This is a genomic window from Lysobacter gummosus (assembly GCF_001442805.1).
Taxonomy (GTDB): Bacteria; Pseudomonadota; Gammaproteobacteria; order Xanthomonadales; family Xanthomonadaceae; genus Lysobacter; species Lysobacter gummosus.
Window position 1 is genome coordinate 5,302,659 of sequence record NZ_CP011131.1, and the last position, 14,628, is coordinate 5,317,286.

Annotated in this window: 11 protein-coding genes; 7 read left to right on the forward strand and 4 right to left on the reverse strand. The window is 64.8% G+C overall.

The annotated features are described in order from the left end of the window. The first annotated feature begins 275 nt into the window (after positions 1-275). Positions 276-2,726 carry a TonB-dependent receptor gene (locus LG3211_RS21595; protein ID WP_057944631.1) on the forward strand — a complete coding sequence of 817 codons (2,451 nt, stop codon included), beginning with the start codon at positions 276-278 and terminating at the stop codon, positions 2,724-2,726. Positions 2,727-2,939: 213 nt separating this feature from the next. Then, entirely contained in the window at positions 2,940-5,456 is a 2,517-nt protein-coding gene (locus LG3211_RS21600; protein ID WP_057945667.1) for a glycoside hydrolase family 3 protein, read from the forward strand. A gap of 264 nt (positions 5,457-5,720) precedes the next feature. On the opposite strand, the gene LG3211_RS21605 is transcribed toward LG3211_RS21600, so the two are convergent. Beyond that, positions 5,721-6,725: a LacI family DNA-binding transcriptional regulator gene (locus tag LG3211_RS21605; RefSeq protein WP_057944632.1), complete on the reverse strand. Its 1,005-nt coding sequence runs from the start codon at positions 6,723-6,725 to the stop codon at positions 5,721-5,723. Between the two features lie 91 nt (positions 6,726-6,816). On the opposite strand from LG3211_RS21605, the gene LG3211_RS21610 reads away from it, so the two are divergent. The 5 genes from LG3211_RS21610 (at position 6,817) to LG3211_RS21630 (ending at position 11,533) form a co-directional block, all read left to right on the forward strand. Further along, positions 6,817-7,869 (forward strand): sugar phosphate isomerase/epimerase family protein, encoded by a 1,053-nt coding sequence (locus LG3211_RS21610; protein ID WP_057944633.1) that lies wholly within the window; start codon positions 6,817-6,819, stop codon positions 7,867-7,869. Positions 7,870-7,897: 28 nt separating this feature from the next. Then, complete coding sequence (locus LG3211_RS21615) at positions 7,898-9,127, forward strand: nucleoside permease (protein ID WP_057944634.1); 1,230 nt, start codon at positions 7,898-7,900, stop codon at positions 9,125-9,127. 12 nt (positions 9,128-9,139) lie between these two features. Continuing rightward, positions 9,140-10,264, forward strand: coding sequence for a Gfo/Idh/MocA family protein (locus LG3211_RS21620; protein ID WP_057944635.1), 1,125 nt, complete (start codon positions 9,140-9,142; stop codon positions 10,262-10,264). 96 nt (positions 10,265-10,360) lie between these two features. Next, a complete protein-coding gene (locus LG3211_RS21625) occupies positions 10,361-11,218 on the forward strand; it encodes a sugar phosphate isomerase/epimerase family protein (RefSeq protein ID WP_057944636.1) in 858 nt (285 codons plus the stop codon). Positions 11,219-11,236: 18 nt separating this feature from the next. Next, entirely contained in the window at positions 11,237-11,533 is a 297-nt protein-coding gene (locus tag LG3211_RS21630; protein WP_425479982.1) for a c-type cytochrome, read from the forward strand. Between the two features lie 35 nt (positions 11,534-11,568). On the opposite strand, the gene LG3211_RS21635 is transcribed toward LG3211_RS21630, so the two are convergent. From LG3211_RS21635 to LG3211_RS21645, 3 genes are read right to left on the reverse strand one after another with little or no spacing between them, the layout of a single operon-like run. Further along, entirely contained in the window at positions 11,569-12,312 is a 744-nt protein-coding gene (locus LG3211_RS21635; RefSeq protein WP_187313070.1) for a 3-keto-disaccharide hydrolase, read from the reverse strand. Between the two features lie 42 nt (positions 12,313-12,354). Continuing rightward, on the reverse strand, positions 12,355-12,933 hold the full coding sequence (locus LG3211_RS21640) for a gluconate 2-dehydrogenase subunit 3 family protein (protein ID WP_057944637.1): 579 nt from the start codon (positions 12,931-12,933) through the stop codon (positions 12,355-12,357). Beyond that, positions 12,933-14,618: a GMC oxidoreductase gene (locus LG3211_RS21645; protein WP_057944638.1), complete on the reverse strand. Its 1,686-nt coding sequence runs from the start codon at positions 14,616-14,618 to the stop codon at positions 12,933-12,935. Before LG3211_RS21645 ends, LG3211_RS21640 begins: the two co-directional genes overlap by 1 nt. Positions 14,619-14,628: the final 10 nt, after the last annotated feature.

Sequence of the window (14,628 nt, forward strand, 5' to 3'; positions counted from 1 at the left end):
CCGCGATGGCGGGGACGAGGTCGCCGCGCGATAACCGCGTTTGCGCGGGCATCCGCCCCCAATGAACGTCGCGCAGATTCGTTGCTGCGGTGCGGCATCCACGCCTCGCGCGACGCGAGCTCGTGACGCCGTAAGAGCAAATTGGTAGCGCTACCATTTTGACATTGACAGCGCTTCCATTCGGGCGTATCACTCGCTCCGCCCCACGCCGGCCAGCGGCGATTGCCGCCATGAGAGCTGGAAGATGGGAACGTCCGAACTGGAGGGAAGAGGACATGGCATACCGCTTGCACGCGCTGTATGGCGCGATTCTCGTCGTACTCGTTTCATCAACTGATGCTTTGGCCGGAGCTGCCGATCAGCCTCAGGCCGCAGGTCCCGCACAACCGCAGACGCCTGCGGCAGCCGCGCCGCAGGAAAGCGCGCCCAAGACGCTCGATTCGGTCGTCGTTACCGGCACCAAGCGCGAGACGCCGCTGCAGAAAACGCCTGTCGCGATCAGCGCGCTCAATGCCGAGACGCTCGAGAAAGAGCGAGTGATGACCGTGCAGGACCTCACCAAACTGGTGCCCAGCATGCAGGCCACCCGGCAGGGCGATCACGACGTGATCACCATGACCCTGCGCGGCATCGGCAACGACCAGGCCAAGACGGAATACGCCGATCCGGAAGTGGCGATCTTCGTCGACGGTGTGTATTCGCCGCGGGCCGAAGCCGCCGCCGGCCTGCTGCTGGACGTGGCGTCCGCGGAAGTGCTGCGCGGTCCGCAGGGCACGTTGTGGGGGCGCAACTCCACGGTCGGCGCGGTCAACTTCCGCACCGCCACGCCGGAGATCGGCAGCTACTTCGGCAACGCCCAGCTCAGCGTCGGCAACTACAACGCGATCGGGGCGCGAGCGGTGGTCAATCTGCCGATCAGCGACACCTTCGCGATGCGCGTCGCGGTGGCTCAGGAACAGCATGACGGCTATGTCGACTACCAGGATCCGGTGGGGCAAATACCGTCTTCCGACGCGCAGCGCGCCGCCTATGCGGCGGCCGGCGGCAATCCGGCCACGTTCCGGCCCATCAATCCGAACCAGTACGTCACCGGCGGCGACAAGTACAGCGCCCAGAACCAGGCGGCCGCGCGCGTGAGCGCGTTGTGGCAGCCCAACGATGCCTTCAGCTGGAATCTGGCGCTGGAGTACTTCCGCGATCGCGGCACGCCGAGCATGAACCTGATGCAGCGTCCGCGGGCCGGGCAGGACTTCTGGTCGGCGCTGATCGACACCGCGCCGTACATCGAGCGCGACTCTTACGCGCTGCGCAGCCGCATGGACTGGGATATCAACGACGGCCTGCGGCTTTCCTACATAGCCGGTTTCAGCCGCTTCGACGGCCGCTCGACCTACGACCAGGACAGCGGCGTGCTGGTGCCGACCTGCTTCGCCTGCGGCCCGGCGCAGTTCCAGGAAGATCGCACGACCGATTCCGAATACAAGACCACCAGCCACGAGTTCAACCTCTCCTCGACCGGCGAACGGACCGTCGACTGGATCGTGGGCCTGTACTACGCGGCCGAGAAGAATTCGATCCGCTTCGACATTCCGATCTTCAACGGCACGCAAGACGGCACTGTCGCTTGGCAAGGCTCGTTCATCCAGCCCAAGGAGACGGTGGATTCGTACGCGGCGTTCGGCCAGGCCACCTGGAATGTAAACGACAACTGGCGCCTGACCGCCGGTGCGCGCTATACCGACGACAAGAAGAGGAATGTCGGCGGCCGCGGCTGGGGCTGGGCCTACGACCCGAACGTGCCGCAGGTTCCGATTTCCCCAGGCACGTATCCGAGTCCGCAAAACGGGTTCAACGTCTCCACCGTCAACGATGGCGAGTACGGCCACAGTCAGGTGACGTGGCTGGCCCGCACCGATTTCGATGTCGGCGAGAAGGGGTTGCTCTACGCCAGCGTCTCCACCGGCTACAAGTCCGGCGGCCTGCAAGACGGCGGCGCGACCTACAAGCATGAGGAGCTGACCAACTACGAGGTCGGCGGCAAGTTCAGCTTCCTCGAAGGGCGCCTGACCTGGAACAGCGCGATTTACTACATGGACTTCAAGAACTTCCAGTTGTCGGCGCCGGTCACCTTTCCCGACGGCAACCGCGGCCTGGGTTTCAGCAACGTCAAAGACAGCACCAAGGTGTGGGGCTACGAGAGCGAACTGTCGGCCCTCATCGGCGAGAACGACCGCGTCAATCTGACGGTTTCGGGCATTCCGAAGAAGGACCTGGGCAGTCTGCTTTACGCAGGCAGCAACGACTACCAGGGCTTGCCTGCGTGCCCGCCGGAGTCGGGCATCAGCAACTGCACGAACGTGACCGGCAACGAACTGCCGCACGCGCCCGACTTCGCGTTGACGCTGATCTGGGAGCACGAATTCCGTCTCGGCAACGGCGGGACGCTGACTCCGCGAGTGACCGGCCATTACGAAACCGAAACCTGGCTGAGCGTGTTCAACCTCGGCAACGAGGACAAACAAGACGCCTACGCCCGTGGCGACGTCTCGCTGCGTTACGAGGAACCTCAGCGGCGCTGGTGGGCCGGCTTGTACGTGCAGAACGTCACCGATGAGGAAACCCGCACCGCGGCCGGCCGTTTCAGCCCCGGCCCCGGCCAGTACCTGTGGGTGTCGCAGTACTTGCCGCCGCGCACGTACGGAGTGAACTTCGGCCTGCAGTTCTGATAGCCATCCGGCCTGCCTCGCTCGCACCGCGGGCGAGGCGGCCTGCTGCACACATCTCGATCCGCCCCTGCCTTGGGTTGCCTTGCGCAAGCGCATGCGGCGTCACGGGCGATCGCGCACCCTGCCCGCGCGGACTTTCTGGAGCTTGGTTTGAAGATCGTATCGAAGAAACTGCCGACGCCCTCGGCGGCGCTGCGTCGGGGCGGACTGGTCATGGCGGTGGCGCTGGGTTTGAGCGTCGGCCCCGGCGTTGCCGGGAACGCGCCGGCAGGCGGCACGATCCAGCCCGAGCGCTGGCCGGCGCCGGCCTGGCCGCTACCGGCCGATCCGGCCCTGGAGGCGCGCGTCGATGCGCTGCTGGCGACGATGACGCTGGAAGAAAAAGTCGGCCAGATCGTGCAGGGCGATATTTCCAGCCTCACGCCCGAGGATGTGCGCAAGTACCGCCTGGGTTCGGTGCTGGCCGGCGGCGGCTCCGATCCGGGCGGCAAGTACAACGCGGCGCCGGCGGAATGGCTGGCGCAAGCCGACGCGTTCTACGAGGCCTCGATGGACACCCGCGGCGGCGGCAAGGCGATCCCGATCCTGTACGGCATCGATGCGGTGCACGGCCAGAGCAACGTGATCGGCGCCACTGTGTTCCCGCACAACATCGGCCTGGGTGCGACGCGCAATCCGGACCTGATCCGCGAGATCGGCCGGATCACCGCGATCGAGACGCGGACCACCGGCATGGAATGGACCTTCGCGCCCACCGTCGCGGTGCCGCGGGACGACCGCTGGGGCCGTAGCTACGAAGGCTATTCGGAAGATCCGAAGCTGGTCGCCCGCTACGCCGGCGCGATGGTCGAAGGGCTGCAGGGCAAGGTCGGCGACAAGGAATTCCTGGACGCCGCGCATGTGATCTCCTCGGTCAAGCATTATCTCGGCGACGGCGGCACAAGCGACGGCAAGGACCAGGGCGATACGCAGATCGGTCAGGCCGAGCTGCGCGACATACACAACGCCGGATACCCGCCGGCCATCGCCGCCGGTACGCAAGCGGTGATGGTTTCCTTCAGCAGCTACCAGGGCGTCAAACTGGCCGGTCACAAGCCGCTGGTCACCGACGTGCTGAAAGGACGCATGAACTTCGGCGGCTTCGTCGTCACCGACTGGAACGCGCACGGCCAGATCGCCGGCTGCGACAACACGCAGTGTCCGGCGACGGTGAACGCCGGTGTCGACCTGGTGATGGCGCCCGACAGCTGGAAGCCGTTTTACGAAAGCACGCTGGCCGCGGCGAAGGCCGGCACGATTCCGATGGCCAGGCTCGACGATGCGGTGCGGCGCGTGCTGCGGGTGAAGTTCCGGCTCGGCCTGTTCGATGCCGGCAAACCGTCACAACGAATGCTGGGCGGCAAGTTCGAGTTGCTGGGCGCCCCCGAGCATCGCGCGGTCGCGCGCCGGGCGGTGCGCGAATCGTTGGTGCTGTTGAAGAATCAGGGCGGCGTGCTGCCGCTGAACCCGAAAAAGAAACTGTTGGTCGCCGGCGACGGCGCCGACAGCATGGCCAAGCAGAGCGGCGGCTGGACACTGACCTGGCAGGGCACGGGCACCACGCGCGCGGATTTCCCGAATGGCGAGACGATCTGGGAAGGGTTGAAGGCCGCGGTGCAGGTCGCGGGCGGCAGCGCCGAACTCGCGGCCGATGGCCGGTATCGGACCAAACCCGACGCCGCCATCGTGGTGATCGGCGAGAACCCTTATGCCGAGTTCCAGGGCGATCTGCCGACGCTGCTTTACAAGCCCGGCGACGACAGCGATCTTGCGCTCATCAGGAAACTGAAGGCCGACGGCATTCCCGTGGTGACGGTGTTCCTCAGCGGCCGGCCGCTGTGGGTGAACCGCGAGATCAACGCGTCCAATGCCTTCGTCGCGGCCTGGCTGCCGGGCAGCGAGGGTGCCGGCATCGCCGATGTTCTGTTGCGCGGGCCTGACGACGGCATCGGTTACGACTTCAAGGGCAGGCTCAGCTACTCCTGGCCGCGCCGCGCCGACCAGTACGCCAACAATGTCGGCCAGAAGAATTACCGTCCGCAATTCCCTTATGGCTACGGCCTGACGTATGCCGGCGCGGGCGATCTCGTACCGCTCCCGGAAACTTCCGGCGTATCGCTCGCGCAAGCACAACCGGGCCAGTTCTACGGGCTTGGCATGCTGGCGCCGGGACTGTCGCTGACGCTGGAAGCCGCCGACCGGCGCGCTGTCAGCCTCAAGACGCTGCCTGCGGCGGCGGACGACGACAGTATCCGCATCGCCGCGGTCGATCACCGGCGCCAGGAAGACGCGCGACGCGTGACTTGGTCGGGGTCGGCGCCCGCACGATTGTCGTTGATCGCCGATGCGGCGAAGGACCTGACGCGCGAGGCCAACGGCGACATGCAACTGTCGCTGGCGCTTCGCGTGGACGCTCCACCGAAGGGCGAAGTGGCCATAAGCGTTGCCTGCGGCGAAGGCTGCGGCGCAACGCTGCCGCTGCGCGATTCCTTAGCGTCGCTGCCGCTCGGCCAATGGACCACGCTCGGGATACCGTTGAAGTGTTTCGCGCTGGCCGGTGCGAATTTGTCGAAGTTGTCCGGCCTATTGGCGATCGAAACCTCCGCGCCTTTGCAGCTGTCGTTCTCGCGCATCGCGCTGACCCCGCAGGGCGAAGCCGAGCGGACGCTCGGATGCGGGGCCAACAAGTAAGCTGGAACACAGATGGTCCCGCGCTTCGGCGCGGAGTCCAGCGATGCATGGGTGGACATGCTTCTGGCGTGCGCTCGGCCGAGTCGTGAGCGTTCACCGAACTCGCAGTGAGGCCGCGAGGACTAGCTGGAGCTCAAGCGCGGCCTGCGCGCTTTGATGCGGCCCGTTGCCGAGCCTCACCTTTACCTATGTGCGGTTGCCACCGACCGCGCATGCATTCAACCGGGGCAGTGCACCTTTCATTCAGGCTTGACCCAATGCTTCTTATGCCGCGGGTGGGGCGGTCGACCCGCGCAGCATCAAGCTGAAGTCCAGTGTCTGTTGGCGCGGCACTTCCACGGCCTCGATGATGGCGAGCAGCAGGTGGACGGCGCGGACGCCGATCTCGCGCATGGGCTGGCTGATCGTCGTCAGCGGCGGGGTGAGATAGCGGGACGACTCCAGGTCGTCGAAACCGACGATCGAAAAGTCCTCCGGCACGCGGATCGCCAGATCCCTGCACGCGGCGAGAACGCCCAGCGCCATCTGATCGCTGAAACAGAACGCGGCGGTCGGGGCCGATGCGTAGCTCAGCAGCTTTTTCGCGGCCACATAGCCCGATTCAACCGAAAAGTCGCCCGGGGCGATCGTCAGGGAACGCAAACGGCCTTTCGCCCTGGCGGCGGCCTTGACCCCTTCCAGGCGCTGTTGGTGCAAGGGATTGTCCGGAGGGCCGCCCACCACGGCGATCCGCTCGTGCCCCAATCCATACAGATGCTCCATCGCGGCGCGCGAGGCGGCTGCGTTGTCGATATGTACGCTGGGAATGCCCAGCGTCGGGTCGAACTCGCATCCGTTGACCACCGGCGCGGTGACGCCGAGCCGCTTGACGATTTCCCGCGCCGTCGGCGGAAGCCGGTGCCCCAGCACGATCAGGCCGTCGGCTTCGTTGCGGGGAAGCATCTGCGCGTAGCGTTCTTCGCGATCCGGGCGGTTCTGGGTATCGCCGAGCAGGACGGCGTAGTCGGCGGCCTGCGCGGCTTCTTCCGCTCCCTGGAGTATCTGCGCGAAGAACGGATTGGCGATGTCCGGAACCGTGACCAGGATCTTGCCGCTTCGCTGGGTCTTGAGCGTCCTGGCCACCGTGTTGGGGACATAGGCCAGCGCGGCGGCCGCCTCCTCGATGCGCTTGCGCGTGGCCGGCAGAACCTTGTCCGGCCGGGAGAGCGCGCGGGACACGGTGCCTGCCGAGACACCCACGTGTTTTGCGATGTCGTAGATGGTCGCCATGGCTCAGCCGTAGGTTCTGCGGTGCGGTGCACAACGCGTGTCCCGGCGACCCCATGCTAGGATTGCAATCGATTGCATTGAGGGGATTATCGTGAAAACACTCAAGGGTCCAGCGCTGTTCCTCGCGCAGTTCATCGATGACAAACCTCCGTTTAATCGGTTGGACACTTTGGCCGAGTGGGCGGCCGGGTTTGGCTATTCTGGGGTACAAGTGCCGACCAGCGCGCCCCACATCTTCGACCTCGCCCAGGCTGCGCGCAGCCAAGCCTACTGCGACGATATCGCCGGCACGCTGGCGCGGCACGGCATCCAGATCACCGAGCTGTCCACGCACCTGCAGGGTCAGCTGGTCGCCGTCCATCCAGCCTACGACATCTTGTTCGACGGTTTCGCCCCGGAGGAAAAACGCGGCGATCCGGCCGCCCGGCAAGCCTGGGCCGTCGAGCAGCTGACATTGGCGGCCAAAGCCAGTCAGCGCCTGGGACTTACGGCGCATGCCACGTTTTCCGGTTCGCTGGCCTGGCCTTATTTCTACCCCTGGCCGCAACGGCCGAGCGGGTTGGTGGAAGAAGCCTTCGCCGAACTCGGTCGCCGCTGGCGCCCCATCCTGGACGCCTTCGACGACTGCGGCGTCGATGTGTGCTACGAGATCCATCCGGGCGAAGACCTGCACGACGGCGCGAGCTTCGAGCGATTCCTCGACGTCGTCGATCACCACCGGCGCGCGAAGATTCTGTACGACCCCAGTCATCTGTTGCTGCAGCAGATGGATTACCTGGGCTTTATCGACCGCTATCACGAGCGGATCGGCATCTTCCACGCCAAGGACGCCGAATACCGCGCCAGTGCGCGCAGCGGCGTCTATGGCGGCTACGAGAACTGGATCGATCGCCCCGGACGATTCCGCTCGCTGGGCGATGGCCAGATCGACTTCAAGGCGATCTTCTCCAAGCTGGCCCAGTACGACTTCCCGGGCTGGGCGGTACTGGAGTGGGAGTGCTGCCTGAAGCATCCGCAGGACGGCGCGCGCGAGGGAGCCGCCTTCATCCGCGACCACCTCATTCGCGTCACCGAGCGCGCCTTCGACGATTTCGCCGACAGCGGCGTCAGTCCGGAAAAGATGCGCGGCATGCTGGGGATTTGATCCGACACCGACCCTGGGAGGGGTACCCATGACGTTCACCATGTCGCGCCTGAGCGCGATGATGTTTCTTCAGTTCTTCATCTGGGGTGCGTGGTTCGTGACCCTGGGCACGTACCTGGTGCAGGGTCCGCTGCAGGCCAGCGCAAGCCAGGTGGCGATGGCGTTCCTCAGCCAGTCCATCGGCGCCATCGTCGCGCCGTTTCTGGTCGGACTGATCGCCGACCGCTACTTCGCGGCGCAGCGCATCCTGGCGGTGCTTCATCTGGCCGGCGCGGTACTGATGTGGCAGGCATCCACGGCAACCAGCTTCGGCGCGTTCTCGGCCTGCGTCATGATCTACATGCTGCTGTTCATGCCCACGCTGGCCCTGGCCAACAGCATCGCGATGCGGCATATGCAATCGCCCGAAAAGCAGTTCCCGCCGGTCCGTGTCGCCGGCAGCATTGGCTGGATCGTCGCCGGCGTGCTGATCGGCTGGCTGGGCTGGGAACAGGCCCATCGGCTCGAGCTCACCTTCAAGATGGCCGCGGCGGCCTCGCTGGTCCTCGGCCTGTATGCGCTCAGCCTTCCCAATACGCCGCCGCTGGAACAGCAACGCAACGCGAAGCTTGGACAGATCCTGGGGCTGGATGCGCTGCGTCTTTTGAAGTCGCGTTCCTACCTGGTGTTTTTCCTGGCCTCGATCGCGATCTGCATCCCGCTGTCGTTCTACTACAACTTCACCAACCCTTATCTCAACGATCTCGGCGTGCGTGGCGCGGCCGGACTGCAGTCGCTCGGCCAGGTGTCCGAAGTGCTGCTGATGCTGGCCATGCCCTTCCTGTTCGCGCGGTTGGGCGTCAAGACCATGCTGGCGCTGGGCATGGCGGCCTGGGTGCTGCGGTATGGCCTGTTCGCCTATGGCGATGCCGGCGCCGGGTTCGCGCTGCTGGTGGGCGGCATCGTGCTGCATGGCATTTGCTACGACTTCTTCTTCGTCACCGGCCAGATCTATACCGACGCCCATGCAGGCCCCGCGTCCCGCAGCAGCGCGCAAGGCTTCATCACGCTGGCGACGTACGGCGTCGGCATGTTGATCGGCAGCTTTCTGTCCGGCGCGGTGGTCGAGCACTACACCACGGCGGCAGGACGGGACTGGCAGCAGATCTGGCTGTTCCCGGCGGGCGTCGCCCTGGTCGTGCTGGTGGCCTTCGTGTTCCTGTTCCGCGAACGGCCGGTCTCCGTCTCCGCCGCGCCTTCCGCGTCACCCACACACTGAGGATCCGCACAGATGAGCAAGCTTGGGGTCGCCATCGTAGGCACCGGGATGATCGGCGAGGTGCATCGCCGCGCAGCGATCCTCGCGGGCGCCTTCGTCAGGGGCGTGAGCGCGTCGTCGCCTGAGCGCGCCCGGGAGGTGGCGCTGGCCTGGGATGTTCCGCGCGCTTATCGCGACATCGAAGAAGTCGTCGCAGATCCGCAGGTGCAGGTCGTGCATGTCTGCACTCCCAATCACCTGCATCGAGCGATGGCGCAGGCGGCGCTGGAGGCCGGCAAGCACGTGATCTGCGAAAAGCCGCTGGCCACGACGCTTGAAGACGCCAGGGCCTTGGCGGCGTTGGCCGCATCCACCGGCTTGGCGGCCACGGTGCCCTTCGTCTACCGCTATCACCCGGTCGTCCGCGAGGCGCGCGCGCGCATCGCCCAGGGCGAACTGGGGCCGCTGCGCCTCATTCACGGCAGCTACCTGCAGGACTGGCTGATGGATCCCGCCAGCAACAATTGGCGCGTCGATCCCATGCTGGGCGGCGCCTCTCGCGTGTTCGCCGACATCGGCTCGCACTGGTGCGATCTGGTGGAGTGGGTCACCGGGGAGCGCTTCGCCGAGGTCAGCGCCGCATTCGAAACCGTGATCGCCGAACGAGGCGCCACCGCCAGCCGAAGCTTCGCCGCCCCGACAACAGACGGCGCAATGCACGCGGTATCGAGCGAAGACGTCGCGGCGGCCATGTTCAAGACGGCAGGCGGCACCCTGGTCTCGTTGACCGTCAGCCAAGTGTCGGCCGGGCGCAGGAATCGCCTCTGGTTCGAGATCGACGGCGCCAAGGCCAGTGTCGCGTTCGACCAGGAAGACAGCGAGCGACTGTGGATCGGGTTGCCCGACCAGCGCGAGGAAATCTTCGTGCGCGGCCCGGCCGCGGGAAGTTCCGAGCAACGCAGACTCTCGGTGCTGCCGGCCGGCCATGCGCAAGGCTACGGCAACTGCTTCGATGCCTTTGTCGCGGACACCTATCGCGCCATCCAGGCCGAACGGCCGGAAGGGCTGCCGACGTTCGACGACGGGCTGCGCTCTGCACTGATCGTCGATCGCGTCATCGCATCGGCCAGAACACGCGCCTGGACATCCATCGGTTGAGCCCATTGCCAGTGCATGGGTCTATCCGACGCTGCAGATACAGCCACACGCGAGCCATTACCTAGTCCGTAGTCATCAGAATCCCGGGAGGAAACCATGACGATCACCGCCCCGCGCAGCATTGCGGCCGCTGCGCTTTTGTTCTTGACCGCCTTGCCCGCCTTCGCACAGAACACCCAAACCCAGGCCAGACCCATCGCAGTGCAGATGTACACACTGCGCAACATCGCCTCGCTTGAGGAACAGCTGAAGATCGTCCACGACGCCGGCATCCACGCCGTGGAGACCGTCGGCAAGCAGAACACGTCGGCCGGGGATCTCAAGCAGCTTCTGGACAAGTATTCGATCAAGGTCGTTTCGACCCACGTGCAGTTGTCCGATCTGCGCAGCGGCTTCGACGATGTGGTGGCGTTCAACAAGTCGATCGGCAACACCACGCTCGTGGTGCCCTACCTGAAGAAGGAGGAGCGCCCGACCGACGCCGCTGGCTGGATCGCATTGGGCAAGGAACTGGGCGGTATTTCGAAGAAGGTCCAGGCCAAAGGCATGACGCTCGCTTACCACAATCACGACTTCGAGATTGTTGATTTCAATGGCAAGACGGGCCTTGAGCTCATGTTCGACGGTGCCGGCCCCAAGCTTAAAGCCGAACTCGATCTGGCCTGGATTGCGCGCGCGGGCTACGACCCGGCAGCGTTGCTGGGCAAATTCCGCGGGCGCGTGTTCGCGGTACACGCCAAGGACAACGCGCCGCCAGGCCAGGCCAAGCAGGAGGAAGGTTTCGCCGCCTTGGGCAAAGGCGTGTTGGACTGGAATGCGATTCTTCCCGCCGCCGCACGTGCTGGCGTGCAGTGGTACATCATCGAGCACGACCATCCGCTCGACCCGGCCGCGGTCATCAAGACCGGCGCGACTTACCTCAACGAGCACCTGCCCGCGGGCGCGGATCGCTAGCACCAAGGAAAGCCAATGTTGAAATTCATCCCGATAGCGGCCCTGTCCTTCCTCGCCGCGGCGTTTACGGCCGCACCTGCCGCCGCGCAGGATGCCGCGGCAGGCGCCAAACTCTATGCCGCCAACTGCTCGGCCTGCCACGGCCCCGACCGCGCAGGCATCGCAGGAACGTTTCCTGCCCTGACCGACGTGAATAAGCGGCTCGACCCGAAGCAGATCGCGGACAAGATCAAAAAAGGTGGCGGACTGATGCCGCCGTTCGGCCAACTGTCGCCGAAGGATATCGACGACATCGCGGCCTTCCTGAAACAGTAGGAAGCGGGCGCGGAGGCTCGCTCCGCGCCTGTCCGCTACAACTCACGCACCCAGACGTTGCGGAAGCTGACCTTGGAATCGTGATCCTGAAGGTAGATCGGAGCGCAGCCATGAGGTGAATACGAAGGCGCTCCGATGTACTCGGTCTTGCCCGACACGATGGTGCCGTCCTGCACGAGTACACCGTTGTGCAGCACGGTTATGCGAGCGGGCGAGGCAAGACCGCCGCCCTCGGAGAAACGCGGCGCCTTCCAGATGACGTCGTACTCCTGCCATTCGCCCGGTGCGCGCGAGGCATTCACCAGCGGGATGGCTTGCTTGTAGATCGAAGCCGCCTGGCCGTTGGAATAGGTCGGGTTGCCGTAGCTGTCGAGCACCTGCAGCTCGTAGAGCTCCTGCAGGAAAATCCCGCTGTTGCCGCGATTCTGCCCGTCAAACCCCTGGGTCTTGGCAGGGCTGCGCCATTCGATATGAAGCTGGATGTCGCAGAAGCGCTTTTTCGTGCGGATCCCCTTGCTGCCCGGCACCACGGTGAAAGCGCCATCGGCTACGGTCCAGCGGGCGTTGCCGCCCTGCTCCGCCTCCCAGGCGGACAGATCCGTACCGTCGAACAAAACCACCGCGTCCGATGGCGCGGCGTCCTTGGGCGTGGCCACCGTCACGGGAACTGGTTTCCAGACTTCCGTTTTGGCCGGATCGCGCTGCCGCTCACCCTGTGCCCGCGCGAACGTAGTGGCTGCGGCCAGCGCACAGAAAGCCATCAGGATCGGTTTGGTCATCGTCCCCGCCACCAAGAGCGACTCAAGCAAGTCGGTGCTTTATCAGTTGCTCGCCCACGCGGGCGTGCCTGGCTCGTAGGCCACGTCGCCGTCATAGCGACCCGGCACGGCAACGTATCGCAACGCTTGTGTCGCTCCCGCCTGGGAGGTGAAATAGCCGAAAAGAACGAGCTGCTTGATCATCGCGAAGTAGTGCAGCTTCACCGACTTCGGATTGGCTCCTCCTGTAGCTATGTCAGTCGCGTTGCGCTGCCTTCCTGCTTCAGCATCCAGGGCACGCAGCAATTCGGTGCGGGCCTGGGGAGTCAGCGACATGAAGTCGCCGCCCGCGCGCTTGTCGATGTCGGCCAGCCCCTTGCGGAAGGCCTTCTGATACTCGGGCGTGTAGCAATCAGACACGAACCGCGCCATGAACAGGCCCGTGCCCGCGTCCTTGGCTCCAGGCGTTTTGGTCCGGGGCAGGATGGTTTCTGCAATCTCGTCCAGCTTGGCCACTTCGCTCTCGGAAAAGACCGTGTTGCCGTTCGGGACCGGCGCCTGTCCGTAGACGAACGCCGGTATGCCGATCATTGCCGCGCCGGTGGCGGCGGCGATCATCTTCAGAAGCTCGCGACGTTCCATCACAAGTTCCCCGCCTTGAGTTCACGCACTGCATGATCCGCCGCCCGCGCCGTCAGGGCCATGTACGTCAGCGACGGATTCACGCAGGCACTGGAGGTCATGCAGGCCCCGTCCGTCACATAGACGTTCGGCGCATCCCATACCTGATTGTGCATGTTCAGAACCGAATTCTTCCGATCGCGGCCCATGCGCGCCGTACCCATTTCGTGGATGCCCATACCGGGGGCGTAGTCGCTCTTCTGCACCTTGACGTTCTTGACGCCAGCGGCCTCCAGCATTTCGGCAGCGTCCGCGCCCATGTCCTTGCGCATGGACAATTCGTTCTCCCGCAGGCTCACATCCATCGCCAGCACCGGCAGGCCCCACTTGTCCTTGCGGTTTGGATCGAGGCTGATCGCGTTGTCGTGATACGGCAACATCTCGCCAAAACCCGTCATGCCGATGGACCAGTCCCCCGGTACGCTCAACGCATCCTTCAGGTCGGCGCCGATGCTGAGTTCGGCGATGTCGCGCGACCATCCCGTACGGCTGGCCGAACCTTGATAGCCAAACCCGCGGACATAGTCGCGCTTGTCGTCGCCGAGGTTGCGGAAACGCGGAATATAGAAGCCGCACGGGCGGCGGCCGAAGTAGTACTTGTCTTCGTAGCCCTCGACCGTCCCGGCGGCGCCGACGCGGAAGTGATGGTCCATGACGTTATGCCCCAGCTCGCCCGAGGACGAGCCCAGCCCGCCTTCCCATACATCGGTGGCTGAGTTCATCAACAGCCAGGTCGAATTGAAGGCCGATGCGTTGAGGAAGATGACATCGGCCGTGTATTGATAGGTCTGGCCGTTTTCGGCATCGATGATCTCCACCCCGCGCGCCCGCTTGCGCTCCTTGTCGTAAAGCACCTCCTTGACGATCGAGAACGGGCGCAATGTCAGGTTGCCTGTTTTCATCGCCGCCGGCAGCGTCGCCGACTGGGTCGAGAAGTAAGCGCCATAGGGGCAGCCCAGGATGCACTTGTTGCGATATTGGCAATTGACGCGGCCCTGCTCGATCTTGGGCTGAGTGATGTTCGCGGTGCGCGAGTGGATCAGATGGCGCGTGCCGCCGAACGCTTTCTTTATCCGCGCCGCCACATCCTTCTCGACGACGTTCAACGGGACGGGCGGCAGGAACTGGCCGTCAGGCAGAACGTCCAGCCCCTCGACAGTGCCGGCGATGCCGGCGAATTTCTCGACGTGGTCGTACCACGGCGCGATGTCGGCGTAACGGATCGGCCAGTCGGTGGCGATGCCCTCCTTGAGGTTCGCCTGGAAATCCAGATCCGACAGACGATAACTCTGCCGGCCCCACAGCAGCGAGCGGCCACCGACGTGATAGCCGCGGTACCAGTCGAACCGCTTGGTTTCCGTGTAGGGATTGTCCTTTTCGTCGGCCCACATCCCCATCGTGCTTTCGCTCAGAACGTAGTCGCGCATCAGGACCGGATGGTCCGCCTTCATCGCCTGCGTCGACCAGTTGCGGTGCGGGAAGTCCCACGGCTCCTTCATCGCATTGACGTAGTCCTTGACGTGTTCGATGTTGCGGCCACGTTCCAGCATCAGGACCTTAAGCCCCTTTTCGGTCAGCTCCTTGGCCGCCCAACCGCCACTGATTCCTGATCCAACGACAATGGCGTCGTAGTGATTGTCTGCCATGGGTGCTTCC

Bases quoted from the DNA above. Each gene is read 5' to 3' on its own strand.
- LG3211_RS21595 (WP_057944631.1), top strand. From the start codon at position 276: ATGGCATACCGCTTGCACGCGCTGTATGGCGCGATTCTCGTCGTACTC.
- LG3211_RS21625 (WP_057944636.1), top strand. From the start codon at position 10,361: ATGACGATCACCGCCCCGCGCAGCATTGCGGCCGCTGCGCTTTTGTTC.
- LG3211_RS21600 (WP_057945667.1), top strand. From the start codon at position 2,940: ATGGCGGTGGCGCTGGGTTTGAGCGTCGGCCCCGGCGTTGCCGGGAAC.
- LG3211_RS21620 (WP_057944635.1), top strand. From the start codon at position 9,140: ATGAGCAAGCTTGGGGTCGCCATCGTAGGCACCGGGATGATCGGCGAG.
- LG3211_RS21605 (WP_057944632.1), bottom strand. From the start codon at position 6,725: ATGGCGACCATCTACGACATCGCAAAACACGTGGGTGTCTCGGCAGGC.
- LG3211_RS21645 (WP_057944638.1), bottom strand. From the start codon at position 14,618: ATGGCAGACAATCACTACGACGCCATTGTCGTTGGATCAGGAATCAGT.
- LG3211_RS21640 (WP_057944637.1), bottom strand. From the start codon at position 12,933: ATGGAACGTCGCGAGCTTCTGAAGATGATCGCCGCCGCCACCGGCGCG.
- LG3211_RS21615 (WP_057944634.1), top strand. From the start codon at position 7,898: ATGACGTTCACCATGTCGCGCCTGAGCGCGATGATGTTTCTTCAGTTC.
- LG3211_RS21635 (WP_187313070.1), bottom strand. From the start codon at position 12,312: ATGACCAAACCGATCCTGATGGCTTTCTGTGCGCTGGCCGCAGCCACT.